Origin of the sequence: Maribrevibacterium harenarium, assembly GCF_006385675.1 — a bacterium.
GTDB classification, from domain to species: domain Bacteria; phylum Pseudomonadota; class Gammaproteobacteria; order Pseudomonadales; family Marinomonadaceae; genus Marinomonas; species Marinomonas harenarium.
On sequence record NZ_VFRR01000004.1, the window covers coordinates 25,202 to 51,988 of the forward strand.

Consider the following 26,787-nt stretch of genomic DNA (forward strand, 5'->3'; position numbering starts at 1 on the left):
TTTTACCAAATATTTTTGAAGTCATCTTGTTGAGTGACGGAAGGATCACGTTGATATTCGAGTAACTTTGCGTACTTTAGGTAACTGTTTACTGCCGAGCTAAGTGAAACAGTAAAGCCATCCACTCCACCTAAGAAGCCGCGTTTTATAATGTATTTTCTTAAAAATGCATTCAGACCATGAAGAAAAGGGGATAGAGAGTGGGCTCTTTTACCTTTGTGGTACATTATCTTTGCAGCTCGAGAACTAAAGTTGCGCCCAGGTTTAGCAAAAAGCTCGCCAATGTTTCTAAACGAATAATGGATGATGTCACTATTAAGTGCTTTGATGTTATTGGCCTTTACAGAAGCATGTTGCTTTACATCGGAAAACCGAGCAGAGTTTATATTGTATAGCCTAACGCAGCGATCAGGATACCAGCCGCAGTGTTTAATCCAGCGTTGCCCAATCATGTTTCTGCGTCGGAAAGAAAAGGCATCGTATTCTGTTTCGGAGAGTTTAAGTTTCAGAATAGTCTCTGCCATTTCATCAGTAACGCGCTCATCAGCGTCAATACTAAGTACCCACACATTACTAACATGGGCTAAAGCAACATTTTTTTGTATCCCATCTCCTAGGTAAGGTTGATGGATTACTTTGGCGCCGAGGGATGTTGCAATTTCAACTGTTTTGTCACTAGAACCTGAATCTACTACGATTATTTCATCACACACTTGCTTAAGGCTTTTGATGCACCCGCTAATGTTGTGCTCTTCATTTAATGTAATAATGTTTCCTGAAATCATTAATTATCTTCCAATATTGAGATTGCAGAAAGGATAACATTTTCCACAGAAATTTCTTGTATACTTTCATTATTTTTTGGGTAAATTGCCACGGCATTCTTTCTGCTTAAAAACCATTCTGGTTTCTTTTTATCATAAATGATTACCATGTTTTTTTGTAGGCACTGAGCTATGTGTGATGGGCCGCAATCATTGGAAATTACTAAGTCGCTTTTGTTTATTATTGCTGATATGTCAGATAAGTTTTTGTTAGAGTGGATTATAAAGTTAGGGTGTAATGCCTTAATTATTTCATCCATTTCCTTCTTTTCGTCTGGACCTAGTATCCAGTGAAATTGAAAAAACTTTTTGTTTAGTGTGTTTTCTAATCTCTTGCAGAAATTTATGAAATTTATTACACCCCATTTTTTGAAATCTCCACCTCCAGCTCCCGGTAAAATAGAAACGTTAAAAGTATCGTTTTGAAAATCTAGGTTACTAAGCCTAGCTAACTCAATATAGGGTAGCTTCAATAGATCTAATGGTGATATATTTACTGTTTCTGCAATAGGTAAGACGTGCCACAAAGCACGATAGATTGAGGTGTCTACATCTTTTGGTACTGACATCAATTCACTTGAAGTTAAAAAAGCTAGCAATTTTGCTTCAAGCCTTTTTGTAGGTCTCAGATTTAAGATATGAGAGTGAAAATCTAAACCTTTAAGTTCCGTTAAAAAGCTGGTTTTTTCTACTGTCTCTTCTACCCAAGGCAGTTGCTCATAGATGTAGCCGACTTTATGTTTGGTATATACTTTACATTTTCCTGATATTAGGCTAGCTGCATATGTCGCAGGTATACAGGTCATTTGTGCGCCAAAAAATGGGCGGCTACGTAATAGTACGATACTCACATTTTCCCCAACAATATATCTGGCGTAAGCTTTTTCAAACAATCCGTATGCCCCAACGGGCACTCCCGTTTAAAACAAGGGGAACAGTCGAGCTTGAGGTTGTGTATAACAGCATTATCGGTCAAAGGGGGGGTGTAAAGCTCGCTAGTTGAACCGTAGATGCCATGTACCCGCGTTCCAACAGCAGCGGCAACGTGCATTAAACCTGAGTCGTTGCTCACGGCAAGTTTGGCTGCTGCAAGCAAGTCGATGGCATCGACTAGTTGAGTTTTGCCACAAAGATTATAAGCAAACTGCCCCAACTCTTTGACAATTATGTCCCCATCTTTCGAGTCTTTTGGGCCTCCCAGTGCCCATATCTGGTAGCCTTGTTCAATCAAGCTTTTTGCCAGTGTATGAAAGTGTTCAAGGGGCCATTGTTTAGCTGGACCATATTCCGCGCCTGCCATCAGCGCTGCAGCAGGACGCTGTTTATCAAGGTTGAGGTCTTGAAAGAGTCTTGCTTGGTTCTCTTTATCCACCTGAAGCTCCGGTTGCGGGACTTGTTGCGGTGGATAGGCTTGCTCTTCAGGTAGGCCTAGGGAGACGAAGCGTTTCACTGTTTGGTCGAGGACTTTTTTGTCTAACTTGCGACGCTGACTGAGAATCAGGTAACGCTGCTCACCATGAAAGCCGATTCGCTGAGGAATATTGGCAAAAAATGGAACGAGAGCAGATTTCCAAGACCGGGGCAGGACAATGGCTTTATCATAGGATTCTGATCGCAATGCATGGCCAAGTTTACGTCGCGTCGCAATTCCCCATTCCCCGTGGCTGGTTGGTAAGGTAATGGCATTACGGACTTCTGCCATGCGTGCCAAAATTGGGCTTGACCAAGCTGGGCCGATCACGTCGATGACAGCTTGATCATCACGTTGGCGAATCGTCTTAAACAGGCTCTGCGCCATCACCATATCGCCCACCCAAGATGGTCCAACGATTAGGTATTTAGCCACGCTGGTCTAGCCACATCATGTAGTCTTTTACGCCTTGCGCCAAGCCCCGGAAAGAGCCTTGATAGCCCGCATCTCGCAGTTTTGATATATCTGCTTGGGTGAAGCTTTGATAAGCGCCTTTAAGGTGTTCAGGGAAAGGAATGTACTCAATTTCCCCTTTACCATAGTGATCGATTACGGTTTCTGCAATGGTGCGGAATGGCTCGGCGTTACCCGTGCCAAGGTTATAGATGCCAGATTTATCTGGGTTGTCTAAAAACCACAGTTTGGTATTGACTAAATCTTCAACGTAGATAAAGTCGCGACTTTGGCCACCGGCTTCGTAGCCGTCATAGGCACCGAATAATTTTGGATTCTCTCCAGCCAGTACCTGATTACGTAAATGGAAAGCAACGCTGGCCATACTGCCTTTGTGGTTTTCACGTGGACCATATACATTGAAGTAACGGAAGCCTGCAATTTGCGAGTCCGCTTTTGGTAGAATTTGACGCACGTACTGATCAAACTGAAACTTCGAAAAAGCATACATGTTGAGTGGCTTTTCGTGATCACGTTGTTCTTTGAAAATTGGGCCCGCACCGTAGACGGAAGCAGAGGAAGCGTAGGAAAAGGGTATCCTGTGATCCATACACCATTTCAACATTGCTTTGGAGTATTGGTAGTTAACATCCATAACGTACTTACCATTCCACTCCGTAGTCGCTGAACAAGCTCCCTCGTGGAACATAGCTTTTACGTCGGTGTTAAGAGCGTCTGCTTTTATTACCTCAAGGAAATCGTACATGTCCATGTAGTCGGCGATGTTTAAATCAGAAAGGTTTAAGCATTTTTTGCCGTCAGTTAAGTCGTCTACCACGAGAATGTCGGTAATGCCCCGATCATTTAGTGCCTTAACAATATTGCTGCCGATAAAACCAGCACCACCTGTGACAATATACATAGATAGGTTCCTACTTAGTAAACTCAATTTGCCCGCCAGTTTAGCACTTCATGTAATCCAAGAAAAAGGTGATAACTGGTTGTTGCGGCCAATGGGTACTCTTTTGGCTGATTATTTTGATCTAGATATTCGTGCCAGCGACCATTGTCGATTAAATAGTGTTCTAGCAAGAATGAGAGTGCTGCTGTGAGTCGTTCTTCACGTTCCACTTCTGGCATGTCAATCACGCAGCAAGCCTTCAAGTACTCAGTAATTGGCCAGACTCGCTTTTCCCGATCAAGCGGAGTGCCGGTGCCGCTGTCAAAAGCATTGTAAACCCCACCTAAAGGGTCTAGTCCGTATTTAATGCCGGTTTGCCAAAGTTGTTGAGCCAGTTTTTGGTCTGCTTGGTTGTTACTAATTTTAAATGTCTGATGTAGCAACCATGCCCATTCGAAGTGGTGTCCAGGTTCTATCCAGTTCCCCTGCGTCGAATCCGGTTGCCATTTGGGGTTGAAAAACTCCCTCAATGTGCCATCTTTGGCGTCAAAAAAGTGTGTTTGTGCTAAGGAGACGATATCTAAGGCTGCTTGTTTATAGCCATCAACACCGGTTGCCTTAAAGGCTGCCACGTAGCCTTCGAGCAAATGCATATGAGGGTTCTGGCGGCGTACGAGATCATCGTCATAGGGGAAGACTTCATGATATCCCCCGTTCGGGTGAACCATTTCGGTTTGCAGAAACTGATGGGTGGATTCGATCAGGGTTAATGCTTGATCGTTACCTGTCAAACGGAAATAGTAGCTAAAAGAGAGCAGTATGAAGGCCAGTGCATAAGCATCCGTATGAGTTTGATGCGGTCGCAGTGCGTCGTCTAATGAGAATAGCCAGCGTCCATCGCGATAGTAGTGCGACACGATAAAGTCAAATAATCTGTTGGCGTCAGGAGTGGAGTAGGTTAGTTCATGATCTAGTGCCGCATGGCACCAGGTATATAGTTGACGGCATTGGGACAGCAAACGAATGCGACCAACAGGGTTGGGTGACCAGTCTTGATTCAAACTTTCGCGGCAACCGCCAAGCCCCAACTGTCCGTATTTCATCCAGTTTGGGAGAGTGGTATCGATAATGTGTTTCTTACATTGATCAAGAACAGTATCTAGACGGGGCATTGGAGGCACTCGTATGGTTAGCAAATTTTCCCTTTAGTTAAGCGCCTATGATAAAATGCTTGCCAACAAAAATCGACGAATTAAGAGTATGACCTCCTCACACCTAAATTTTTCCGGAAAACACATTCTTGTTGTTGGTGACGTAATGCTTGATCGTTACTGGCATGGCGGTACGTCCCGCATTTCTCCAGAGGCTCCCGTTCAAGTCGTCAAAGTATCCGAGATTGAAGACCGGCCTGGCGGTGCAGCCAACGTCGCGTTAGGTTTGGCGAAGCTAGGAGTACCTGTCACTCTAGTGGGGGTAGTGGGTGCGGATGACAATGCGCAATCCTTGGAGGCTGCGTTAGTTAAGGAAGGGGTGAACTGTGAGTTTGTAGTGGCTCCTAGTTTACCGACTATTACTAAATTGCGTGTCATTAGCCGTCATCAGCAGCTGATTCGGTTAGATTTTGAAGAAAATACACATACCCAAGTGGAAACGGCAGCCGTTGCCGAAAAAGTGGCGCAGTTACTACCAGCAATGAGCGCGGTGATATTCTCGGATTATGCCAAAGGCTGTCTTACAGGCGTGGCTGAATTAATTGCGCTAGCCAACAACGCCGGTGTCCCGAGTTTTGTTGATCCGAAAGGGAATGATTTTTCGATTTATCGTGGTGCAACCTTAGTTAAGCCAAATTTGCTGGAATTTGAGACCATCGTTGGTAAATGCGCCAACCTCGCAGAAATTCAAGCGCGTGCAGAAGCCTTACGTGCTCAATTTGGCTGGCAAGCGCTGCTGGTTACGCGAGGAGAGGATGGGCTGGTGCTATTTGAAGAGGGTAAAGCCCCCTTCCGTTTGGCCACGGCTGCCAAAGAAGTGTTCGACGTGACGGGAGCCGGAGATACTGTGGTTGCTGTGCTAGCGGCAGTATACTGTACATCCAAACGTTTCACCGATGCGGTGGATTACGCCAACCAAGCGGCGGGCTATGTTGTCGGTAAGTTAGGGACCGCTTCTATTACTGCGCAAACTCTAGATGCGATTATGTTTGCGCGCACTCACTCGAGTAATTTTGGTGTGCTTTCCCCAGAGCAAGTGAAAGAGCAAATTCGTTTGGCTCAAGCTAATGGGGAGAAGGTGGTATTTACCAATGGCTGTTTTGATATTCTCCATCCAGGCCATGTAGCCTACATGAAGCAGGCGAAAGCACTAGGCGACAAATTGATTGTTGCGGTGAATACCGACGCTTCGGTGCAGCGCTTGAAAGGGCCAACACGTCCCATTAATGATCTGAAACATCGAATGGCAGTGTTGGAAGGGCTGGGCGCTATCGATTGGGTAACTTGGTTTGACGAAGACACACCGTTAGAACTGATTCAGCAGCTGACACCGGATGTGTTGGTAAAAGGCGGGGATTACTCGATTGATACCATCGTTGGGGCGGATCATGTCATTGAAAATGGCGGTGAAGTAAAAGTTCTGACCTTTGTTGATGGTTATTCCACCACCAAAATCGTGGAAAAAATCAGTGGCGAATAAAACTGCTTCAACTCGGTCTGCAGTGGCCGACTACAAACGTCTCTTGAGTTATCTTAAAGCCGTTAAGCTGTACTTTGCTTTAGGTATATTTGGCTTCATTATCTTCGCCGCTATGGAGCCGGCAATGGCGGCGTTGCTAAAGCACATTGTCGATGTGGTGGCTAGCGGCCAAGCCGCGGAAGATCGTCATATGATTCCATTGATGATTATGGGGATATTCCTATTTCGCGGTGTAGGTACCTTCTTTGGCTCGTATTTTATGGCGAAGGTGTCTACATCCGTCGTGCAGCGGCTACGTAATGATATGTTTGCCAAGTTACTGGTGCTGCCGGCGGAGTTTTACTACCACAATGCGTCTGGCCGGCTGATGTCTAAGCTCACCTATGATACTGAGCAAGTCATTGGTGCTATTACCAATGCCTTGCGGGTGATAGTTCGAGAGGGGTTGACTGTCGTCGGTTTGGTGGGGTTCTTGCTTTACACCAATTGGCGTCTGTCGCTACTATTTTTTGTGATTCTGCCGTTTGTTGGCCTAGTGGTGGCTTATACCACCAAACGTTTTCGTAAACTCAGTTCACGGATACAAAACGCCATGGGTGGGGTGACAGATGTTGCCTCGGAAGCAATTCGCGGTCATGAAGTGGTTAAAATTTATGGTGGTCAAGCTTATGAGCAGGATCGCTTTGAAAAAATGACTGCCTACAATGCGGTTTCTACCATGAAAATGGAAGTGACGCGGGTAATTTCTATTCCACTCATTCAAATGTTTATTGCAGCGGCCTTGTCATTGTTGGTTTGGTTGGCCTTGGATCCAGCCATCTCTGCAGCAATGGGGGCGGGCGATTTCGTGGCCTTTATCGGGGCGGCAGGTATGTTAAGCAAACCCGTACGCATGTTGACCGAAGTGAACAGCGTACTGCAAAAGGGAGTGGCGGCAGCGCATAGTATTTTTACCCTGCTTGATACACCAAATGAAGTTGAGAAAACTGAAAAAATAAATGTGACTGTTTCTGGTGGAATTGAGTTCGAGAGGGTGAGTTTTACTTATCCTGGGGCAGATAAGCCAGCCTTGCAGGACGTGTCTTTGGCAATAAAGCCGGGACAGATGCTCGCCTTAGTAGGGGAATCTGGCGGCGGGAAATCCAGTTTGGTTAGTTTATTGCCGCGCTTTTACGATATTCAAGCGGGCCGTATCCTTATTGATGGTAAGCCGCATACTGACTTTTCCCTATCGGAGTTACGTCAGCATATCGCCATCGTCAATCAGAATATCGTATTGTTTAATGGCTCGGTGCGCGACAACATCGCCTATGGTGAGTTAGCTGCTGCTTCCGACGAGCAAGTGATCGCTGCAGCAAAGATGGCCAATGCTTGGGGATTTATCGAAGCGTTACCGGATGGGCTAAATACACAGGTTGGCGAAAACGGCGTGTTATTGTCAGGAGGGCAGCGTCAGCGTTTATCCATCGCTAGGGCAATTTTGAAAGATAGTCCTATTTTGATTTTAGATGAAGCCACTTCAGCCCTCGATACGGAATCGGAAAAGCAAATACAAGAAGCTATCGATACCTTGTTGTCTAATAAAACCACAATCGCTATCGCTCATCGCTTATCGACCATAGAAAATGCTGACGTGATTGCTGTAGTGCATCAGGGGCGTATCGTAGAAGTGGGAAGTCATGGTGAATTACTAGCGAAAAACGGTTTCTACGCCAACCTATATCAGCAGCAGCATAGTCTTAGTGAGTAATATGCTTGGTTTGAGTTTACTGAGTACTTTATTGCTGCCTGTCTATGGTTTTATCTGCCTGCGCTTTAAGTGGCGTTTTCCTAGTGTGTATCGCTTGCGTGATGTACTTGGTTTACGTGGGCCTAAAGGGACTTATCAACGCTGGCTCCATTGCGCGTCCGTCGGTGAAGTTTTGGCAGCTAAACCGCTGCTAGACGCTTGGCTAGGCGAGGGTTATAAGGTGTTTGTAACGACTTATACCCCCACAGGAGCACAGCAGTTACAAAGATTATTCCATGGTCGTGTGGAGCACTGTTATCTTCCGATCGATCACCCTTTATTTATTTCGCTTTGGAGTCGTAAGCTTCATTTCGATATTTTGGTGCTCTTTGAAATGGAGTTTTGGCCAGTTTTACTCGCTTATTTTTCAAACTCCCCCAAAGTGGTTATTAATGCGCGTATGAGCGAGCGCTCATTTCGGCGCTACCAAAAATGGCCTCGTCTCAGTCGTAGCGTGTTCGCCTCGTTTACGCGGGTGTTGGCATGTACTCGTGTCGACGCGAAACGAATTGCTGCGTTGGGTTCCCCTAGTGTGGAAGTAGCTGGCAATATTAAGTTCGATGTTAATGTGGCAGATGCGATAGAAAAACCAAAGTTTTCCTTATCTGGCTTGAAAGCTTGGGCTGCTGTCAGTACTCATGAAGGTGAAGAGGAACGGATTCTCCAAGTACATCAACAGCTACGTCGAAGCTTGCCTGAGCTTGTGCTTATTTTGGTGCCGAGACATCCAGAACGGTTTCGTAAAGTGGAAGCACTGGCACGTCAGGATTTTGACTATGTTATGACGCGTTCCCAAAATACTGCAGACCAATGGTCGCAGGCGCAAGTAGTCATTGGTGATAGCATGGGGGAGCTGCTGCATTATTGTAGCATGGCTCAAGTGGTATTTATGGGGGGCAGTCTTATTGAGCGCGGCGGGCATAACCCCTTGGAACCTGCCGCATTAGGGAAAGCGGTAGTCAGTGGTACACATACGTTCAATTTTGAGCTGGTGTATCGCGAACTTAGTGCCCTCGACGGTGTTGCCGTGGTGGAATCTACTAAAGAGCTCGAAGAAAAGTTGTTGGTGTTGCTGACAAATACGGCAAAGGCTAATAAGCAAGGACAGATTGCTCAAGAATATGTGCGCACCCATCAGGGGGCCTTAGGGCGTGTATTGCAGTCGATTGAATCCATGGTGAAATAGTAATATGTCTATTCTGACGAAAATTCGCAGAAATACCTTTCTAAAAAAACGTGCCCAAAAAATCGAGCGTTGGTTAAAAAGCAAATTGCTTGGTGTTTTAGTTAAGTCTAATCACGGTGCTGCTGTTGTATCCGTTCAAGATATGAAAGATGTAGAGCAGATACTGATTATTCGTCCCAACTACCGTATTGGAAATGCCCTGATCTGTACGCCTGTAATTGAGTTTTTCCATAGCCAGTACCCTGGGGCGGCAATTGATTTTGTAGGGACAGATACCACCAAGGCGATTTATGCCAATTTTCCAATTCGCACTCTTTATTGTATGTCTCGAGCGTTTATCTATCGTCCTTGGGCGTTGTTGGCAATGATTCGCCAAGCGCGTAAAGCCCGGTACGATTTGATTGTAGATGCTACGGCGGGTTCGGTAACTTCTTTGCTATTTACGCGCTTGGCAAAGGGGCGTTATACCATTGGTGATTGTGTGCGTGGCCAGCAGGTTTACGATGTGACAGCACCAATGAAAACCCAGCATGTTTACGATATGGCAGTGCCCTTTGCTGCTTTATACGCTAAGGAAGCGCGTCGACGCCCTAGCTTGATACTCTCCGATGAAGAGAGACAGCATGCGCAGCAAGCCATTTCAGATAGCTTTCCTAGTCGGGAAGTAGAACAAATTGTAGGTCTGTTCGTTGGCGGGCACTTGGATAAACGTAGTCCGATTGAATATTGGGAATCCGTCACTGTGGCGTTGGCCAACAAAGGTATTCCATTTGCGATATTTGTTGGGCCGGAAGAATCTCAGTATGCCGACCGATTAGAAGCATTTGTTGGCGTAAATGGTGTCGTAATCCGACCGCGTCCGTTGCGGGAATTTGCAGGGTTGATGTCGAAAATGTCTTGTTTGATTACGCCGGACTCGGGGCCTATGCACTTGGCGGCAGCGTTTGATGTTCCGGTAATCGCGGTATTGCGTACCTCGTTATCGAACAAATTTGTGCCTCAAGGTGAACAAGATATTAGCTTGGTTCATCCACAAGTAGATGAAGTAATGGTTGCTGTCGAAACAGCGCTAGCCCATAGCGTCCAAACGGAAAAATAAGTTACACTAACGCCTGTCTCATGGGGTGCCACCGGCTGAGAGGCAATTTGCCAACCCATCGAACCTGAACCAGATCATGCTGGCGTAGGAATTGAGATAGCAGTACATCATGGTCTGCCCATCCAGTTTTACGCCGCTCTTATTTTTTACGGAGCGACTAATGTCCTTTAAATCCCTGTTTGCTGGTGCTATCGCACTGTCCACATCTAGTCTGTTGTTAGCAAATACGTTAAATGTTTACACCTATGATTCATTTGCTTCCGAATGGGGCCCCGGTCCAAAAATTAAGGAAAATTTTGAGGCGCAATGTGACTGTGAATTAAATTTCGTTGCTCTAGATTCCTCTGTTGGTATTTTGTCCCGTGTGCAGTTAGAGGGCTCAAGCTCGGAGGCGGATGTTTTACTGGGTCTTGATCTGAATGTGATGGAAGCAGCAAAAGAGACTGGGCTATTAGCTAAGCATTCAGTTAACACCTCCGGCGTTACTACCCCAGGTGGCTGGAGTGATGAGTACTTCGTGCCATTTGATCAAGGTTACTTCGCTTTTATTTATGATTCCGAGAAGCTGAAAACCCCACCTACGTCGCTAAAAGAAATCGTCGAAAATCAGGATTTGCGCGTTATTTATCAAGACCCTCGTACGAGTACTCCTGGCCTAGGTTTGTTGTTGTGGATGAAGTCTGTATACGGTGATGAGGCTGCTCAAGCGTGGGAGCAACTTGCTTCTCATACGGTGACCGTTACCAAAGGCTGGTACGACGGTTACAGCTTGTTCTTGAAGGGTGAGTCTGACGTGGTACTGAGTTACACCACATCTCCTGCTTACCATATCGTTGCGGAAGGCGAAACCAAGTACCGTGCGGCTGAGGCAAGCGAAGGTTTTTACCCTCAAATCGAGGTGGCGGCCATGTTAAAGAACGCGCCAAACAAGGCTTTAGCAGAAGAGTTTATGGAGTTTATTTTACAGCCTGGCTTCCAAAACACGGTAGCTACCGGCAACTGGATGTATCCGGTCACGGAAAATATTGATCCTTTGCCAGAGGCATTTACTTCCCAGCCCCAGCCTACCAAGGTGTTGACTCTGCCAGCAACTGAAGTAGCAGCAAAACGTAAGCAATGGATTAGTGAGTGGCTGGATGCGACAACACGCTAGTTATTCCCTTAACTGAATGAAGCATTTCCTTTGGCAAGCGCCCACTTGGTTGGGCGCTTTGATTTATTTAGGTGGCGTGTTTGCAGCACTGGTTGCCTTGTTGTTACAGGCTACTCCTTCCGATTGGGGGCTTTCCTTAACTCAATCCTATCTGTGGCGTTTAATTCAGTTTTCTTTTACCCAGGCGTTACTGAGTGCCTTGCTGAGTATTGTGCTCGCCATTCCGGTCATCTCCGCCCTATATCATAATCAATTCTTGGGGCGGCGCTGGTTGCTCAACCTGTTCGCTGTGTCCATTGTTGTTCCAACCATAGTGGCGATTCTTGGGATAGTAATCGTCTATGGACGCCAAGGCTGGTTTACCAGTCTATTTGGTTTTCATTTTCCGCTTTATGGGCTTGGTGGAATTTTATTGGCCCATGTGTTTTTCAATCTGCCTTTGGTAGTACGGTTGGGGCTTCAGGTGTATGGCCTGATTCCCGATGGTCAATGGCGCCTTGCAACCCAGCTTGGTTTGAATCGATGGCAAGCGTTTCGAGTGATAGAGTGGCCTTATTTGCGCCGCTCTTTGCCGGGTACGTTTTTGCTGGTGTTTTTGCTGTGTTTCTCAAGCTTTGCTGTGGTGCTTAGTCTCGGTGGGGGGCCAAAAAGTAGCACCTTAGAAGTTGCTATTTACCAAGCTTTGCGTTTTGAATTTGACCTTAGTAAAGCCAGTTTCTTGGCCTTGTTGCAGGTGTCTATCTGCCTAGCCCTAGGGGGATTTGTATTTCGCTATATCCAACCTTTACAACAGGATGCCAGTTTGTATCGTGGTGCGCCTCAACTACGCCGGAGAAAACGTGACTTTGTCGTGGATTTGGGTAGCTTAATGCTTGCAGCTGTCTGGATAGTGCCACCATTTGTGGCGGTGTTAACGCCGATTTGGAGTGCTGAATTTCTGGTTGCACTAGCAAGTCCGGGTCTCTGGCAGGCCACCTTGGTATCGTTGCAGGTAGCAATACCCTCCGGTTTGCTTTCATTGATGATGGCTCTCAGTTTGGTGAGTTTGGCGAGAGGTTTCTTGTATTTGGGCTGTTCCCGTGTAATGCGCTATTTGGAACAGTCGGCAAACCTAGTGCTGATGTTACCGGGCTTGGTGTTGGCTACTGGACTGTTTTTGTTGCTGCGTCATACCGGAGGTGGGATAAATAATGCCTACTGGGTGGTGGTTTGGGTGAATGCTGTGATGGCGTTGCCGTTTGTGGTGAGAGCGATAGCGCCTGCCATGCTCCAGCAGCAACAGCGTTATGGTCATCTTTATGAGCAATACGCCATTTTGGGTTGGATTCGTTTTAAGCTTGAATGGTCAGCTATTAGAAAAGCGCTAGCTCAAGGATTGGCCTATGCGGTGTTGCTAAGTTTAGGGGATCTTGGTGTGGTAGCCTTGTTTGGTTCCCAAGGCTTAGAGACCTTGCCACTCTACTTATACCGCTTAATCGGTAGCTATCGCGTCGAGCAGGGCAGTAGTGTTGCTGTGGTATTGGTATTGCTTTGTGTAGCATTGTTTTTTCTTATTACCCGCTGCGTAGGAGGGCGCGATGTTACAAATTGATATGAAATACCAGTGGCGTGATTTCGTTGCCGATTATCAAGTTAGTTTTTCTACCGGTATGCACTGTATTGTAGGGGCAAGTGGTGGCGGTAAGAGTACTTTGCTCGCTCTATTGGGGGGGTACCTGCGCGGCGAGGGTAAGGTAACTTATAACGGTGCGCAACTGGAACATCTAGCTCCCTATGAGCGTCCTATGACTACCTTGTTCCAAAGTGACAACTTGTTTCCACAGTTGACTGTCTGGGACAACGTGGCAATTGGCGTTGCGCCAAATCGTAAACTCGACTCCGAGCAGCATCAGAAAGTGTTGTTTTCGTTAGCTCAAGTTGGTCTTGAAGGATTCAAAGATAAGTTGCCCCATACGCTGTCTGGGGGGCAGGCGCAGCGGGTCGCCATTGCTCGTACGTTGGTGCGTAATGCCCCAATTCTATTATTGGACGAGCCCTTTAGTGCATTGGACCCTGATCTGCGTGAGGCCATGTTGCGGCTGATTCAGGAGCTAACGCTAGCGAATGACTGGACAACCTTGATGGTGACCCATCAACCTTATGAAGCTCAACAGCTGGAAGCGAGGGTGGTAAATGTTAATGCTGGTCGCATTTGTGAATAATGCGCTTTGCTTGTCTTCAAGTGCGTAAAAGTCCTTTGAAATAGACCTTTTTGCTATGTTCACCGGCATGCTTTGGCGGCATCATTGCCGAATCCAAGTTTCATGCAATAGGGTTATCTAGATTGAGTGATGTTTACTTAGTAAAAAAAGGGATTTATGCCACCCTTTCTTATGCACTGGTGATGTCTGTTACCGCAGTCGGGGCTAAGCAAGTGCAAACAGAGCTGGCGGTTCCGGTGTTGGTTTTTTGGCAAAGTTTATTTTGTTGCTTGGTGCTGTTGCCTCAGATGTGGGGGAAGTGGGAAAGACGCACGTTGGCAGTGGTGAAAATACATTTTTTACGCAGCTTAGGTGGCTTTTTAGGTTTTCTATTCTATTACTGGGCTTTGAATCACATTCCCCTGGTCGAGGCTTCGTTATTGCGCGCTTGTGCTCCGTTATGTGTGCCATTCGTGGTGCTTATTATGCATCGAACCATGATCCCTAAAGCCCGTTGGATACCTCTGTTTGTGGGGTTTGTCGGTGTTGGGTTAGTCATTCAGCCAACGCCGGATCATTTCAATCCTTGGCATCTAGTCGGGCTTTTGTCGGCAGTTGGTTTGGCGTTCTCTATGGTGACGACACGGATGCTGAGTAATCATGTGTCGGGTCAAGAGACCATGCTCATTTATTTTGCCATTTCTGCGCTCCTATCGGCAGTGCTGTCTCTAGTTCAAGGTGAGACATTGTCGCTACCAGCAAGCACCTGGGGGTGGGTGTTGTTAGTTGGCGCAACACTGTATATCGGAATGTATCTCTATACCTTGGCATACACCTATGCACCCGCCTCTGTGGTATCGCCGGTAAGTTATGTTGGAATCGTTTTTAGTGGGTTTTGGGGATGGATGATCTGGGGGCACGTGCCGGATTGGTTAGCAATTACTGGAACGGGGTTGATTTTTGCGAGTGTGCTGTTGAGTGCTCGTTTGGCTCGCAATCGTACGCCAACTTCTGGCTAGAATTAGATAAGATAATGATTGTCTGGGCTAGGTTAATGGGAAAGCTTGGTATATAATGCGCGTCCCCGTATTTGAATACTCCTTGTCTCACAGCTTATGCGGGGAAAGCGCGGAGACTAAGAACCCATAAGGAGCAATAATGCGTCATTATGAAATCGTGTTTCTGGTACACCCAGATCAAAGCGAACAAGTTCCAGCAATGGTTGAGCGTTACACCAACCTAATCACTGAAGATGGTGGTAAAGTGCACCGTTTAGAAGACTGGGGCCGTCGCCAACTAGCTTACCCAATCAACAAAATTCACAAAGCTCACTATGTTCTTATGAACATCGAAGCTTCTGAAGGCGTTATGGCTGAGCTAAGCGATACCTTCCGTTACAACGATGCCATCATCCGTAACCTAGTTATTCGCCGTAAAGAAGCAGTTACTGAAGTTTCTCCAATCAAAGCGGCTGAAAGCCGTGAAGAGCGTCGCTCTGCTCCTCAGCGTGAAGAGCGCAATGAGAGAGTAGAAGAGTCTGCTGAAGACAATTCTGAAGATTAATTGGTAGATTAGGAGATATTCATGGCTCGTTTTTTCCGTCGTCGTAAATTCTGTCGTTTCAGCGCAGAAGGCGTCAAAGAGATCGATTACAAAGATCTAGATACCCTAAAAGGTTACATCACTGAAACTGGTAAAATCGTACCTAGCCGTATCACTGGCACACGTGCGCGTTACCAGCGTCAGCTAGCGACTGCGATCAAACGCGCTCGCTACATCGCTTTGTTGCCTTACACTGACGGTCACTTCAACTAAGAGTGATTGACGCACACCAATGAGCGGATTAGCTAACTGGGTAATACAAAATCGTCGCAATGCGATCATCGCTGTTGCGGGTTTTAGTCTAATACCTTTGATGTTTTGGTTAGCTGCAGCTGTGCTTGGTTTGGTTGTGCTGCGTAAGGGTATACAAGCGGGAATACCGGTACTCGCTTGGGGGGCTTTGCCAGCATTCGTGCTCTGGGTCGCCCAAGGTGATGCTACAGCCTTAATTGTGCTGATTAATATTGCAATACTCGCTCAGGTGCTACGCCAAAAGATCTCGTGGGCTTGGGTGTTGTTTTCCGCTGCTTTGCTAGCATGTGGTTTGTCGCTTATCCAGCCTTGGCTTATGGCTGATTTACTGGATATGATCGCGCAGTTAGTTTTGCGCGTGTTGGATGCTAACGGTGTTGAGGCGATGCCCTCGAAAGAGGTGATCATAACTCAAGCTGTCATCGCGGTGTCCGTATTACAAGCCTACATTGCCGTAGCGGCGTTATTGTTATCACGACGTTGGCAGGCCAAGTTGTTTAATCCTGGCGGCCTTCGGCAAGAGTTCCTTACTTTGCGCTTACCTACTGTTATGGCGCTTGTGTTAGGAGCTATGGTCATTGTTGGTGAATCAACTACCGGGTCGTTAGAAATATTGGCCCGAGCTAGTGCACCGGCTTTAGTGGTAGCAGGTCTTGCAGTAGTACATGGTATTTTGGCGAAAACAAATTTTGGGATGATTGGGCTGGTTGGTTTTTACCTGCTAGGTATGGTGTTCGGAGTGATTTTCACAAACTTACTTATCGCTCTAGCGATGATTGACAGTTTTGTAGATATCCGAGCGCGCCTGCAGAAGAACGAGTCCAATTAAAAAGCTAGATTATTTAATTAGAGGTGATCGAGATGGAAGTTATTCTACTCGACAAAGTTGGTAAACTAGGCGGTATCGGTGACGTTGTTGCTGTTAAACCAGGTTTTGCTCGCAACTTTTTGATTCCAAACAAAAAAGCGGTAATGGCTACTAAAGCTAACCTTGCTTCTTTCGAAGAACGTCGTGCGGAGCTTGAAGCTCAAGCTGCAGAGCGTAAAGCAGCTGCAGAAACACGTGCACAGTCTTTGGAAGGCAAAGTAGTGACTATCTCTGCAAACGCAGGTGATGAAGGTAAGCTATTTGGTTCTATCGGTACTCGTGACATCGCTGATGCGATCACTGCTGCCGGTGTTGAAGTTGAGAAATCTGAAGTTCGTCTTCCAGAAGGAGCGCTACGTAATACTGGCGCATTCGAAGTAGACATTCAGCTTCACCCAGAAGTTACTGCTGTTGTTACTGTTGAGGTTGTTGCTGCCTAATCGCACAACGACTTAGATGGTCAAAAAGGCAGGTTTCCTCGCGGATACCTGCCTTTTGCGTTTTTGGGCATCTATCTGGCTTAAATGAGTATGCTAAGCTAACGCCTCCACCGTCATACTGTCCGAACTAGGAAGAATCCCGTGCAAGTTGAAGATAAAGAAGTCTCAAACTTAAAACTCCCTCCTTATTCCATAGAAGCTGAACGCTCCGTAATTGGCGGTCTAATGCTGGACCCTCAGGCCTGGGATAAAGTATCGGAGATTGTTGTTGCCGATGATTTTTATCGTCCCGAGCATAAGTTGATTTTTGCTGTTGTTGCTCGATTGGCGGATGAATCAGAGCCGATTGATGTGGTGACGATCAGTGAGCGCTTAGATAAACGTGGGGAACTAGACAATATTGGTGGTGTGGCTTATCTGATCGAAGTGTCAGAAGCAACTCCCAGTGCGGCAAACATTGCTTCCTATGCGGATATTGTCCGTGAGCGCTCTTTGCTAAGACGTTTGATCTCAACCACCAACGAAATTACGCAAAGGGCGTTTCATCCAGAGGGTCTATCGGCAGCAGAAGTGCTAGATGAGGCTGAGCGGAAAATTTTCCAAATCGCCGAAGGTGGGGATAAAAAAGGTGGTCCGCGTATCGTGTCGGACATCCTCAGTGCCACCGTCGATAAAATTGATGAGCTGTATCACAAGGAAGGTGCCATTACCGGGTTAAGTACCGGTTTTACCGATCTAGATGCCATGACTTCCGGCCTACAGCCAGCGGATCTCGTTATTGTGGCTGGTCGTCCTTCCATGGGTAAGACCACGTTTGCGATGAACTTGGTCGAAAACGCCGCCATGATTAGCGATTTGCCAGTCATCGTATTCAGTTTGGAAATGCCAGCTGAACAGTTGATGATGCGTATGCTGTCTTCCCTAGGTCGAATTGATCAGACGAGGATGCGTTCCGGTCAGCTTATCCAAGAAGATTGGGATAAGTTGATGTCGGCAGTCAAAATGCTGAAAGATCGGAAGTTATTCATAGACGATACCGGCGGTATTAGTCCTACGGAAATGCGCTCGCGAGTACGACGTATTGCTCGAGAGCATGGTGGCGTGGCGTTAGTCATGGTCGACTATTTGCAGTTGATGCAAATTCCCGGTTTTAGCGAAGGACGAACCAATGAGATTTCGGAAATATCCCGCTCATTGAAAGCAATAGCCAAGGAAATGAACTGTCCGATGATCGCGTTATCCCAGTTGAACCGGAGTTTGGAGAATCGTCCGAATAAGCGCCCGGTCAACTCTGATTTGCGTGAATCTGGTGCGATTGAGCAAGATGCGGACGTGATCTCGTTTGTATATCGCGACGAGGTGTACCACGAAGATACGCCTCACAAGGGCATCGCGGAAATTATTATTGGTAAGCAGCGTAACGGTCCTATCGGTACCTGTCGCTTGGCCTTTATCGGGAAATATACCCGTTTTGAAGACTTGGCGCCCGATGCCTACCGGGATTTTGTTGATGAATAATCGTGTTAGTACTCTGGGGTGCTTTGCCAATTTGGGACAAATTGGTTTAAAGTTTGCCTATTAGAAAAAATTATTGAGTCGAGAGAAGACAATGCGCAAGATGTCGGCAACCAATCGGGAAAATGATTTTCCTGAAGATTATGTGTTGGTTTCCAGTACGGATGTAAAAGGGCGAATCACTTTTGTTAATGAAGTGTTCTGTGAAGTTGCGGGTTTTGATGAATCAGATCTGATCGGCGCCCCCCACAACTTAATACGTCACCCTGATGTTCCTCCTGCGGTGTTTGCCGACATGTGGCAGAACCTGAAAGCTGGCCGAAGTTGGATGGGCATCGTTAAGAATCGCTGTCACAATGGCGATCACTACTGGGTAAGTGCCCATGTTAGCCCTTTGTTTGATAATGGTAAGATCATCGGCTATGAGTCCGTGCGCCGTAAAGCGACACCAGCGGAAAAGGTCCATGCACAAGCATTGTACGATCGTATTAACTCCGGCAAGTCTGCTATTCCAAGAACGACGCAACTCCATTCCCTAGTGCTACAGCAGATTTGGCTTAATTGGCTGCTTTATTTAGCCTTGGGTGGCGCTGGGATTTATTTGACGCAATCCATCTGGTCTACAGTTGCGGTTGTTACCATGGTGTTGGGGATTTATTTGACACATACCCAGCGGAATTCCTTGGTAGCTACTCTCAATGCATTGCCGGTAGAGGCACATAACCCGATCGGTCAATATTTATACTGCAAAACCATTGGCCCCCATGCGGCGATTCGTTTTGCGCAAATTCACAAAGAAGCCGCGGCCAATACTTTTCGTTATCGCCTGGCTGCTAGCTCTCACAAATTGGAGTCGAGAGCGTTGCAAGCGAAAGATAATGTGACCGTAAACTTAGAGAACTTCAACCAGCAGCGTGATACTTTCCGGTCGGTGGTATCCGCTAGCGCTCAGTTACAAGCGAGTGTGCAACAAATATCTACCAGTATCAGCATTACTGCCCAAGACGCGGAGTCAGTAGAGCAACAAACCAAAGCTAGCCAAACACTTGCAGAAAGTACGGGTTTGACTATGCGTAAGGTTTATGAAGAAGTTAATGCGGCAAAAATGGTGGTGGATGTGCTGGCGAAGCAGAGCGATGAAATCACCCAGTTGGTCGATTCAATTAGTGGAATAGCAGAGCAAACGAACTTATTGGCACTCAATGCAGCAATTGAATCAGCCCGTGCCGGCGAGGCTGGACGTGGTTTTGCGGTGGTTGCAGATGAGGTTCGAGCTCTGGCAATCCGCACCCAAGATGCTACCCAAAAAATCAATGAGACGACGGAATCCTTGAAGCAAAATACGTCATCTGTGTTAGCCGCCATTGAACAGGGTGCCCAAGTCGCTGATGAAGGGGTGCAAAAAGTAACCAAGGTTGCGGAGAATATGGCCGCGATTGAAGCGGCAATTCGCCATGTTGCAGAACTTACGAGCCAAATAAATCAGGCCACTACAGAGCAGGCGAAGGTAGCTAATGATTTGAATGAACAGATGCAACTGGTGGATGAGCTGAGTCTAGCCAGCATTGAACGGGCGGAACATATCGTGACCAGTATCGCGCATATCGAAGAAGAAGCTTACGAACAAGGTAATCTTGCTGAACGAATGAAAGCCTAATCCGTCGCGTTTGCGAGGTGGTTCTGAAGTCCCAGAACCACCGCCTTTGCTTTCTATAAATCGCTTACAACCTTAAAAATGCCTTCCGCGAGCTGCGTTATTTCTCTCTCCGTTAAAATATAAGGTGGCATTAGGTAAACCAGTTTCCCAAATGGTCTGACCCAAATTCCTTGCTCCACAAAGCGGGGTTGGATGGCTTTCTGGTCAACGGCTTCATGTAACTCAACCACACCGATTGCACCTAAGCATCGTACCTCTTTTACTTGCGGTAGTGTCTGGCATGGCTTCAGTGCTCTGGTTAGCCAACTTTCCATGAGATTCACTTTCTTTAAAACATTTTCTGTTTCAAGCAGGCTTAAGCTGGCATTGGCTGCGCTGCAAGCTAACGGGTTAGCCATGAAAGTGGGGCCATGCATAAAAACGCCACCATTTTCACTGATTCCCAATGCTACTCTATCGTTAGTTAGTGTGGCTGCCAGGGTGATATAGCCGCCGGTAAGGGCTTTACCCAAACACATAATATCTGGCTCTATCTGGCAATGATTGGTAGCGAAGAGTTTGCCAGTGCGTCCAAAGCCAGTGGCAATTTCATCGAAAATAAGTAACAGATCAAATTCGTCACAGAGTGCTCTAAAGGCATCTAGATAGGCTGGGTTATAAAAACGCATACCGCCCGCATTTTGCACGACTGGCTCGATGATTAGCCCTGCCAATTCCTGATAATGCTGTTCGCACAGTTGCCTTACCGCTTGTAGATAATGTTCATCGACAGGGGTATCGAATCCGGTTGGCGGTGCCGGCATAAAATGCTGCGGAATCAATGCATTATTAAATAGGCTATGCATGCCATTCACCGGATCACAAACCGACATGGCGGCGAAGGTGTCTCCATGATAACCACTTCTGGGAGTTAGGAAGCGTTGTTTACTCGGCGCACCCTGACTATGCCAATACTGGATAGCCATTTTTAATGCCACTTCTACGGACACGGAGCCAGAGTCAGAAAAAAAACATCGGGTGAGTGTTTGTGGTGTGATGGAAACCAGTTTCTGCGCTAGTTCAATAGCTGGCTTGTGGGTAAAACCACCGAACATCACATGAGCAAAGTGTTGCAACTGCTCTTGAATGGCTTGATTGATGGTTGGGTGATTGTAGCCATGAATAACGCTCCACCAGGAGGACATGCCATCGATGAGTTGTTCCCCGGTGGCCAAGGTAATGGTACTGCCCTCGGCACGCTCTACTAAAAAATGGGGTGCGGGATGAGTCATCGAAGTATAAGGGTGCCAGAGTAACTGTTTATCCAGCTCTATGAGTTGGTTGGTTGATAGGGGGGTAGACATGTGGCTTCCTAAGTTTAGCGGTGATTCTTGCAGCTTTCGCTCGGCATACTAGCGAATCAGTACCGGAGATGCCAGTTTTCAGGGAGTATGAGCCAATGCCCATACGTCCACTTGCTGTGCTCCTGCGTGAAGAAGGGCTTCCGCGCAGGCATTTATGGTCGAACCTGTGGTGATGATATCGTCGATCAGCACCACATGGGATGCGTGAATCGCTTCCACTTTATAGTCAGTGTGACGGCGTTTATGGCGTTGCTTCCTGCTTAGGTGGTGTTGCTGTTGTTGCTTGTTGCGCTGTTGCAAGGCGTGAATACGAATAGCCTGTAAGCTTGCTAGGGCTAGGTCGGAGTCTTTGGCGTGTCGAATGAGCTCTTGCTTGAGTAACTTAGCAAACACATTGGTTTGCTGGAATCCCCGTTGGAATAGGCTCTTGGAACTACTGGGTACGCAGTACCAAGTGGTGGGAATCTCTTCATTAGATTGGAGGAGACGAAGAGCAAACTCCTGCGCATAAATTCTCAATAAATGGGGTTGCTGATAAAACTTAATACGTAACAGCAAGGCCTTGCTCAATCCTCGATAGGGGGTGAGGCAGTGGATGCGATGAATGTGATCTTCGGTTTTACAGTGCCTGCAGCGAGTAACATTGTCGGTAGTTGGTGCTGAGCAAAGGGTGCAATGGCAGTAATCCAGTTCTAAATAGGCGCGGCAGTATTGGCATAAATAACGCGCGCTAGGATGATCACACAGATAGCACTGCTTGTTTTTTGTCCATAAGTAAACAAGATTTTTGAGTTTGGTTGACAGCTTTTCCCTAGCCATTAGTATTGCACTCCTTGCAAGATCAAATTCCAGAGGATGATATGGCGCTAACAATTTCTACCACCCCACGCTTTGATTGGACCGAAGCAGAAGTCAAAGCTCTATTTGACTTACCCTTTATGGATCTGCTGTTTCAGGCTCAAACTGTGCATCGGGCGAATTTTGCGCCAAATCAGGTACAAGTTAGCACGCTTCTTTCCATCAAAACAGGCGCTTGTCCAGAGGACTGTAAATATTGCCCACAAAGTGGCCACTACAATACTGAACTCGAAAAAGAGAAGCTGCTTGAAGTGCAAAAGGTATTAGAAGAAGCGGCTAAGGCGAAAGAAAAAGGCGCGTCACGCTTCTGTATGGGAGCGGCTTGGAAGCATCCTTCTGAGCGGGATTTCCCCTATGTGTTAGAGATGATTAAAGGTGTAAAAAATCTTGGACTAGAGTCCTGTGTCACCCTGGGAACACTGACGGATGCCCAAGCCAAACAGCTGGCCGATGTTGGGTTGGATTACTACAACCACAATCTAGATACCTCACCGGAATTTTATGACTCCATCATTACTACCCGCAGTTATCAAGACCGCCTAGATACTCTCTCTCGAGTACGTGACTCTGGTATCAAGTTATGTTGCGGCGGCATCATGGGGATGGGAGAGGAAGAGAAAGATCGTATTGGTCTCTTGCGCCAGCTTTCCCAAATGACGCCACATCCTGAAAGCGTGCCCATTAACATGCTGGTTAAGGTCAAAGGCACGCCATTAGAAAACGTTGATGATTTGGATGAATTTGATTTTATCCGCACTATTGCCGTAGCGCGTATTTTGATGCCGAAATCCCATGTGCGTTTGTCTGCGGGTCGTCAAGAGATGAGTGAACAGACCCAGGCCCTGTGTTTCATGGCAGGCGCTAACTCCATCTTTTATGGAGAAAAACTGCTAACCACCGGTAACCCCGAAGCAGATCAAGATCGCATGCTATTCGCCAAGCTTGGTATTAACCCAGAACAGCGCCATGATGTGTCTGATGAGGCTGTATTGGAGTCAATTGCCGCTCAAGCGAAAGCTCAGGCCGATAACAAAATGTTCTACGACGCGAATGCCTAAGTTACCAAATTGGTTGACTGATTCACTGGTGCTCCAACGAGAGCGCCAACTGTGGCGTCAAACTAAAGTGCTTGCTGCACCCCAGAATACCCAGATGTCGCTGGCTGGTGAGACTTATCTGTCGTTTTGCTCCAACGATTATCTGGGGTTGGCTGACCACCCCGCCTTGAAGCAAGCTCTAGCCGAAGGGGCGCTACGTTATGGTGCTGGCAGTGGCTCCTCCCATCTGGTGAGTGGTCATCTAGATATTCACGATCAGTTGGAGCAAGCGTTAGCCCAATGGTTAGGGGTTGAACGCGTTTTGCTGTTCAGTACTGGGTATATGGCAAATCTAGCGGTGATTTCTGCCTTAGGTGGGAAAGATTGTCCTATTTTACAAGATAAGCTGAATCACGCTTCTTTGATTGATGGGGCCCAATTATCGCAAGCTCCTTGGCGACGTTATCTTCATGGTAATGTGGACAGCGCTGCCAAGATGATGGCTCGTATGGAGCAGCTAGGCTTGTTGGTCACGGATGGGGTGTTCAGCATGGATGGCGATATCGCACCCTTGTCAGAGCTGGTAGTGCTTGCGGATCAAGAGCATTGGATGACCATGGTGGATGACGCCCACGGACTCGGTTGTCTTGGCGACCAAGGGCAGGGGAGTTTGTCGCTCGCTGGATTAAAGGCGGACGCCGTCACTCTGTTAGTCGGTACCTTTGGTAAAGCATTCGGCACGGCGGGTGCTTTCGTGGCTTGTTCCCAAGAAATGGCTGAGTACCTCACCCAATTTGCTCGCCCTTATATCTACACTACGGCAATGGCGCCAGCAATGGCTGCCGCGACACTGGCTAGCCTCGAATTGATTTGCTCAGCTGAGGGAGATCAACGTCGTCAACGCTTAAGCAATAATATTGCTTTGTTTAAGCAGTCGCTCCCGACACAAGGTGTCACCTTAATGGCTTCCGATACGGCAATTCAGCCGATTGTGATCGGCGACAGTGGTCGTGCTATGGCAGTGAGTGCATTTTTACAGCAACAAGGTATTCTTTGTACGGCGATTCGACCACCAACGGTTCCAGCAGGATCAGCTAGATTAAGGATCACTTTGTCGGCGGATCATACGCAAGAGGACATTGTTTTGCTGTGTCGCAAATTGGCGGATGCCATTGATTACACATCCGGAGGAGAATGATGCGTACACCGATTGAAACTCAGGTGTTTGGTTCCCCCAGTGCTCCTGCGCTTTATTTTGTTTCAGGTTGGGCAATGCCTGCTTCCCTATCTATGGAATTTATTCGTTGCCTTAGCCAGCAGTTCTATGTGGTTGTAGCGAATTTGCCCGGTGTAACCAGTGACGAACAATGGTTTAAGCGTAATCGGTTTGGCCCCAACTACGATATTGAAGCGCTTGCTGAACAATTAATTCGCTCTGCTCCCAAGCCTTGTTGGTGGATTGGCTGGTCCCTTGGCGGCGAAATCGCCACCTATGTGGCAGCACGTCGGTCTAGTTGTGTGGAAGGGTTGATTACCATTGCCAGTACGCCAAAATTCACTACCAGTACAGATTGGCCATCGGGCATAGCGTCAGAGGTGTTGGCATCCTTTGCTGATCTTGCTCGAACGAATCCCGTTAAAGCAGTATCCCGTTTCTTGTTACAACAAACCCAAGGTATTGCAGGGGGCAAGGAACTCGCTAAGCAGCTGCAGTCTGGTATTCCGGCGGAACTCATTGACAAAGAAGCTCTGTACCGTGGTCTGGATTTGCTGGCATCCCTAGATGTGCGGCGCGAGCTTGAACTGGTCGATGTCCCTGTGCTGCAGATTTTTGGGGAGCGAGATCAACTTGTTGATAGAAGCGCCGGGGCTTCCATACTAGAAAAGAATGCGTTAATTAAGCGTTATGTTATTGACCAATGTGGTCATCAACCTCATATCGAATCTCCTTCGCAGGTTGCTACCTTGATCCAGCAGTTTATTAATGACCACACAGATACCCACTGATCACCGTTACAAACAAACTGTCTCTCGCCGCTTCTCCCAAGCAGTTGATACTTACGATCAGCATAACTTGTTACAACAAGAGGTACTCAAGTTATTGCTGCCGTTGTTACCTACTTCCCCCCGTGGACTCTGGTTAGATTTAGGATGTGGCACAGGTGAAAGTACACGGCTGCTATCTCAGCAGCTGAGTCAGAAGCAGATCATTGCGGCAGACTTGTCCCCAGCTATGTTAATGAAGACAAGGGAGAAACTGCCAGTAAGCACGGTGTGTGCTGATGCTGAAGCGCTGCCTTTTGCCGAGAAGGCCTTTGCTGGTATTTGGTCGAGTTTGGCAATTCAATGGTGTTTGCAGCGTCATCAATTATTTAATGAACTGTATCGGGTGTTGAGCGCTGAAGGTGAGTTGGTGATTAGTACCTTGCTCGAAGGTTCCCTTGAACAATTTGATCAAGGTTGGCGTCAGGTTGATGGCAGTGTACATCACAATCGCTATCCATCTGCTGCTCTACTAGAAACGGAGCTGATGGCTGCAGGCTTCACTCAGGTTCGTGTGCTGCAGCAACCATTAACACTATATTTTACGACGTTAACAGCACTCACGGATTCGTTACGTAAAGTGGGGGCTTCTACCTTAAGTGATGTTCCCCAAGCCCAGTTTGCCAAAAGCAAATGGCGTGCTTTTAGTCAGTTCTATGAAAGTCTGCGTTGTCCCGATGGCCTACCATTGACTTATCAAGTTGGCTTTATCTATGCAAAAAAGAGGAATCTATGAAAACCAAGATTTTTGTTACTGGTATCGATACGGAAGTGGGTAAAACCTATGTGAGTACCGGTCTATTGCATGCTGCGGCACGACGCCAGCTACGTTGTTTTGGGTTAAAGCCCATCGCCTCTGGCGCTACTTTGCAAGATGGGGAGTTAAAAAACGAGGATGCATTGGCGCTACAATCAGCGAGTACATTGCAATTACCGTATCGCCAGATTAATCCATTTGTATTTGAGCCTGCAATTGCTCCTCACATTGCGGCGATGCAGAAAGGGCAGTTGATTACCGCATCCCGTGTGGAAGGTATGATTAATGGTGCTTCTCTTTTGTCCTATGACTTCTGTTTAGTAGAAGGAGCCGGTGGGTGGCGCGTGCCGCTGAATGACCGGGAGTACTTTTCTGATATTGCAAAACGTTTGCAGTGGCCGGTGGTGCTAGTGGTGTCCATGCGTCTTGGCTGTATTAATCATGCTCTGTTGAGTGCTCAAGCGATATTGTCAGATGGTCTTAAACTTGCTGGATGGGTGGCCAATACGGGGGCAGAGCGAATGCCATTTTATGATGAGAACCTTGCGACACTAAAAGCGGCCATGTCGGCACCATGCTTGGGCACCATCAGTTGGCAAGCCGATCAAAGCACCTATGACGACGAGTTCGATCAGATATTTGCCAATTTAGTTGAGTCTATCCACCCTACTGCAGGTGCATAACCGTCGACATGGTGTAGAATCAAATAGGTTTGGGATAATCAACGA

At 47.1% G+C, this 26,787-nt stretch carries 26 protein-coding genes and 1 riboswitch; of the genes, 19 read left to right on the plus strand and 7 right to left on the minus strand.

What is annotated here, in order from left to right:
* Positions 1-2: 2 nt before the first annotated feature.
* Genes FJM67_RS03265 through FJM67_RS03285 form a run of 5 tightly spaced genes read right to left on the minus strand, consistent with a single transcriptional unit; the run spans position 3 to position 4,761 of the window.
* Positions 3-785 (minus strand): glycosyltransferase family 2 protein, encoded by a 783-nt coding sequence (locus tag FJM67_RS03265; RefSeq protein ID WP_140587243.1) that lies wholly within the window; start codon positions 783-785, stop codon positions 3-5.
* The gene (locus FJM67_RS03270; RefSeq protein WP_140587244.1) at positions 785-1,675 is read right to left on the minus strand and encodes a glycosyltransferase family 9 protein; all 891 of its coding nucleotides are present in this window, start codon (positions 1,673-1,675) and stop codon (positions 785-787) included. Before FJM67_RS03270 ends, FJM67_RS03265 begins: the two co-directional genes overlap by 1 nt.
* Positions 1,672-2,670, minus strand: coding sequence for a lipopolysaccharide heptosyltransferase II (waaF, locus tag FJM67_RS03275; protein ID WP_140587245.1), 999 nt, complete (start codon positions 2,668-2,670; stop codon positions 1,672-1,674). The genes FJM67_RS03270 and waaF overlap by 4 nt, the downstream gene beginning before the upstream one ends.
* The gene (rfaD, locus tag FJM67_RS03280; protein WP_140587246.1) at positions 2,663-3,610 is read right to left on the minus strand and encodes an ADP-glyceromanno-heptose 6-epimerase; all 948 of its coding nucleotides are present in this window, start codon (positions 3,608-3,610) and stop codon (positions 2,663-2,665) included. Before rfaD ends, waaF begins: the two co-directional genes overlap by 8 nt.
* A 23-nt stretch (positions 3,611-3,633) precedes the next feature.
* Positions 3,634-4,761 (minus strand): AGE family epimerase/isomerase, encoded by a 1,128-nt coding sequence (locus FJM67_RS03285; protein ID WP_140587247.1) that lies wholly within the window; start codon positions 4,759-4,761, stop codon positions 3,634-3,636.
* An 88-nt stretch (positions 4,762-4,849) separates the two neighbouring features.
* Here FJM67_RS03285 and hldE point away from each other — a divergent pair, with 88 nt between their 5' ends.
* The 14 genes from hldE (at position 4,850) to FJM67_RS03355 (ending at position 20,021) form a co-directional block, all read left to right on the plus strand.
* Positions 4,850-6,280, plus strand: a complete 1,431-nt coding sequence (hldE, locus tag FJM67_RS03290; RefSeq protein WP_140587248.1) for a bifunctional D-glycero-beta-D-manno-heptose-7-phosphate kinase/D-glycero-beta-D-manno-heptose 1-phosphate adenylyltransferase HldE — start codon at positions 4,850-4,852, stop codon at positions 6,278-6,280.
* Positions 6,270-8,030 carry a lipid A export permease/ATP-binding protein MsbA gene (gene msbA, locus FJM67_RS03295; protein WP_328591921.1) on the plus strand — a complete coding sequence of 587 codons (1,761 nt, stop codon included), beginning with the start codon at positions 6,270-6,272 and terminating at the stop codon, positions 8,028-8,030. Before hldE ends, msbA begins: the two co-directional genes overlap by 11 nt.
* Position 8,031: 1 nt before the next feature.
* Complete coding sequence (locus FJM67_RS03300) at positions 8,032-9,255, plus strand: 3-deoxy-D-manno-octulosonic acid transferase (protein WP_235889977.1); 1,224 nt, start codon at positions 8,032-8,034, stop codon at positions 9,253-9,255.
* Positions 9,256-9,259: 4 nt separating this feature from the next.
* Positions 9,260-10,354, plus strand: a complete 1,095-nt coding sequence (locus FJM67_RS03305; protein WP_140587250.1) for a glycosyltransferase family 9 protein — start codon at positions 9,260-9,262, stop codon at positions 10,352-10,354.
* An 11-nt stretch (positions 10,355-10,365) separates the two neighbouring features.
* Positions 10,366-10,463, plus strand: a riboswitch (TPP riboswitch).
* A 51-nt stretch (positions 10,464-10,514) separates the two neighbouring features.
* Entirely contained in the window at positions 10,515-11,507 is a 993-nt protein-coding gene (thiB, locus tag FJM67_RS03310) for a thiamine ABC transporter substrate binding subunit (protein WP_140587251.1), read from the plus strand.
* Between the two features lie 16 nt (positions 11,508-11,523).
* On the plus strand, positions 11,524-13,098 hold the full coding sequence (thiP, locus tag FJM67_RS03315) for a thiamine/thiamine pyrophosphate ABC transporter permease (protein WP_140587252.1): 1,575 nt from the start codon (positions 11,524-11,526) through the stop codon (positions 13,096-13,098).
* A complete protein-coding gene (locus FJM67_RS03320; RefSeq protein ID WP_140587253.1) occupies positions 13,085-13,708 on the plus strand; it encodes a thiamine ABC transporter ATP-binding protein in 624 nt (207 codons plus the stop codon). Before thiP ends, FJM67_RS03320 begins: the two co-directional genes overlap by 14 nt.
* A 122-nt stretch (positions 13,709-13,830) precedes the next feature.
* On the plus strand, positions 13,831-14,706 hold the full coding sequence (locus FJM67_RS03325; protein ID WP_140587254.1) for a DMT family transporter: 876 nt from the start codon (positions 13,831-13,833) through the stop codon (positions 14,704-14,706).
* A gap of 139 nt (positions 14,707-14,845) precedes the next feature.
* Positions 14,846-15,250, plus strand: a complete 405-nt coding sequence (gene rpsF, locus FJM67_RS03330; RefSeq protein WP_140587255.1) for a 30S ribosomal protein S6 — start codon at positions 14,846-14,848, stop codon at positions 15,248-15,250.
* 21 nt (positions 15,251-15,271) lie between these two features.
* Positions 15,272-15,502 (plus strand): 30S ribosomal protein S18, encoded by a 231-nt coding sequence (gene rpsR, locus FJM67_RS03335; protein ID WP_055461955.1) that lies wholly within the window; start codon positions 15,272-15,274, stop codon positions 15,500-15,502.
* A gap of 19 nt (positions 15,503-15,521) precedes the next feature.
* Complete coding sequence (locus FJM67_RS03340) at positions 15,522-16,370, plus strand: hypothetical protein (RefSeq protein WP_140587256.1); 849 nt, start codon at positions 15,522-15,524, stop codon at positions 16,368-16,370.
* Between the two features lie 32 nt (positions 16,371-16,402).
* Positions 16,403-16,849: a 50S ribosomal protein L9 gene (rplI, locus tag FJM67_RS03345; RefSeq protein WP_140587257.1), complete on the plus strand. Its 447-nt coding sequence runs from the start codon at positions 16,403-16,405 to the stop codon at positions 16,847-16,849.
* Between the two features lie 141 nt (positions 16,850-16,990).
* Positions 16,991-18,367: a replicative DNA helicase gene (gene dnaB, locus FJM67_RS03350; RefSeq protein WP_140587258.1), complete on the plus strand. Its 1,377-nt coding sequence runs from the start codon at positions 16,991-16,993 to the stop codon at positions 18,365-18,367.
* 91 nt (positions 18,368-18,458) lie between these two features.
* Positions 18,459-20,021, plus strand: coding sequence for a methyl-accepting chemotaxis protein (locus tag FJM67_RS03355; RefSeq protein WP_140587259.1), 1,563 nt, complete (start codon positions 18,459-18,461; stop codon positions 20,019-20,021).
* A 53-nt stretch (positions 20,022-20,074) separates the two neighbouring features.
* Here the strand turns inward: FJM67_RS03355 and bioA are convergent, their stop codons facing one another.
* Together bioA and FJM67_RS03365 are read right to left on the minus strand one after the other, a co-directional pair.
* On the minus strand, positions 20,075-21,364 hold the full coding sequence (gene bioA, locus FJM67_RS03360) for an adenosylmethionine--8-amino-7-oxononanoate transaminase (protein ID WP_140587260.1): 1,290 nt from the start codon (positions 21,362-21,364) through the stop codon (positions 20,075-20,077).
* A 78-nt stretch (positions 21,365-21,442) separates the two neighbouring features.
* Complete coding sequence (locus tag FJM67_RS03365) at positions 21,443-22,183, minus strand: ComF family protein (protein ID WP_140587261.1); 741 nt, start codon at positions 22,181-22,183, stop codon at positions 21,443-21,445.
* Between the two features lie 41 nt (positions 22,184-22,224).
* On the opposite strand from FJM67_RS03365, the gene bioB reads away from it, so the two are divergent.
* The 5 genes from bioB to bioD are packed head-to-tail and all read left to right on the plus strand — an operon-like array spanning position 22,225 to position 26,742.
* Positions 22,225-23,280 carry a biotin synthase BioB gene (gene bioB / locus FJM67_RS03370; protein ID WP_140587262.1) on the plus strand — a complete coding sequence of 352 codons (1,056 nt, stop codon included), beginning with the start codon at positions 22,225-22,227 and terminating at the stop codon, positions 23,278-23,280.
* Positions 23,273-24,457: an 8-amino-7-oxononanoate synthase gene (gene bioF, locus FJM67_RS03375; protein WP_140587263.1), complete on the plus strand. Its 1,185-nt coding sequence runs from the start codon at positions 23,273-23,275 to the stop codon at positions 24,455-24,457. The genes bioB and bioF overlap by 8 nt, the downstream gene beginning before the upstream one ends.
* Positions 24,454-25,266 (plus strand): alpha/beta fold hydrolase, encoded by an 813-nt coding sequence (locus FJM67_RS03380; protein WP_140587264.1) that lies wholly within the window; start codon positions 24,454-24,456, stop codon positions 25,264-25,266. The genes bioF and FJM67_RS03380 overlap by 4 nt, the downstream gene beginning before the upstream one ends.
* Positions 25,244-26,038, plus strand: coding sequence for a malonyl-ACP O-methyltransferase BioC (bioC, locus tag FJM67_RS03385; RefSeq protein WP_140587265.1), 795 nt, complete (start codon positions 25,244-25,246; stop codon positions 26,036-26,038). The genes FJM67_RS03380 and bioC overlap by 23 nt, the downstream gene beginning before the upstream one ends.
* Positions 26,035-26,742, plus strand: coding sequence for a dethiobiotin synthase (gene bioD / locus FJM67_RS03390; protein ID WP_140587266.1), 708 nt, complete (start codon positions 26,035-26,037; stop codon positions 26,740-26,742). The genes bioC and bioD overlap by 4 nt, the downstream gene beginning before the upstream one ends.
* Positions 26,743-26,787 lie beyond the last annotated feature (45 nt).

Coding starts and splice junctions, on each gene's coding strand:
- FJM67_RS03265 (WP_140587243.1), bottom strand. CDS start 785: ATGATTTCAGGAAACATTATTACATTAAATGAAGAGCACAACATTAGC.
- rfaD (WP_140587246.1), bottom strand. CDS start 3,610: ATGTATATTGTCACAGGTGGTGCTGGTTTTATCGGCAGCAATATTGTT.
- FJM67_RS03285 (WP_140587247.1), bottom strand. CDS start 4,761: ATGCCCCGTCTAGATACTGTTCTTGATCAATGTAAGAAACACATTATC.
- hldE (WP_140587248.1), top strand. CDS start 4,850: ATGACCTCCTCACACCTAAATTTTTCCGGAAAACACATTCTTGTTGTT.
- FJM67_RS03300 (WP_235889977.1), top strand. CDS start 8,032: ATGCTTGGTTTGAGTTTACTGAGTACTTTATTGCTGCCTGTCTATGGT.
- FJM67_RS03305 (WP_140587250.1), top strand. CDS start 9,260: ATGTCTATTCTGACGAAAATTCGCAGAAATACCTTTCTAAAAAAACGT.
- thiB (WP_140587251.1), top strand. CDS start 10,515: ATGTCCTTTAAATCCCTGTTTGCTGGTGCTATCGCACTGTCCACATCT.
- thiP (WP_140587252.1), top strand. CDS start 11,524: ATGAAGCATTTCCTTTGGCAAGCGCCCACTTGGTTGGGCGCTTTGATT.
- FJM67_RS03320 (WP_140587253.1), top strand. CDS start 13,085: ATGTTACAAATTGATATGAAATACCAGTGGCGTGATTTCGTTGCCGAT.
- rpsF (WP_140587255.1), top strand. CDS start 14,846: ATGCGTCATTATGAAATCGTGTTTCTGGTACACCCAGATCAAAGCGAA.
- rpsR (WP_055461955.1), top strand. CDS start 15,272: ATGGCTCGTTTTTTCCGTCGTCGTAAATTCTGTCGTTTCAGCGCAGAA.
- FJM67_RS03340 (WP_140587256.1), top strand. CDS start 15,522: ATGAGCGGATTAGCTAACTGGGTAATACAAAATCGTCGCAATGCGATC.
- rplI (WP_140587257.1), top strand. CDS start 16,403: ATGGAAGTTATTCTACTCGACAAAGTTGGTAAACTAGGCGGTATCGGT.
- FJM67_RS03355 (WP_140587259.1), top strand. CDS start 18,459: ATGCGCAAGATGTCGGCAACCAATCGGGAAAATGATTTTCCTGAAGAT.
- bioA (WP_140587260.1), bottom strand. CDS start 21,364: ATGTCTACCCCCCTATCAACCAACCAACTCATAGAGCTGGATAAACAG.
- FJM67_RS03365 (WP_140587261.1), bottom strand. CDS start 22,183: ATGGCTAGGGAAAAGCTGTCAACCAAACTCAAAAATCTTGTTTACTTA.
- bioB (WP_140587262.1), top strand. CDS start 22,225: ATGGCGCTAACAATTTCTACCACCCCACGCTTTGATTGGACCGAAGCA.
- bioF (WP_140587263.1), top strand. CDS start 23,273: ATGCCTAAGTTACCAAATTGGTTGACTGATTCACTGGTGCTCCAACGA.
- FJM67_RS03380 (WP_140587264.1), top strand. CDS start 24,454: ATGATGCGTACACCGATTGAAACTCAGGTGTTTGGTTCCCCCAGTGCT.
- bioC (WP_140587265.1), top strand. CDS start 25,244: ATGACCACACAGATACCCACTGATCACCGTTACAAACAAACTGTCTCT.
- bioD (WP_140587266.1), top strand. CDS start 26,035: ATGAAAACCAAGATTTTTGTTACTGGTATCGATACGGAAGTGGGTAAA.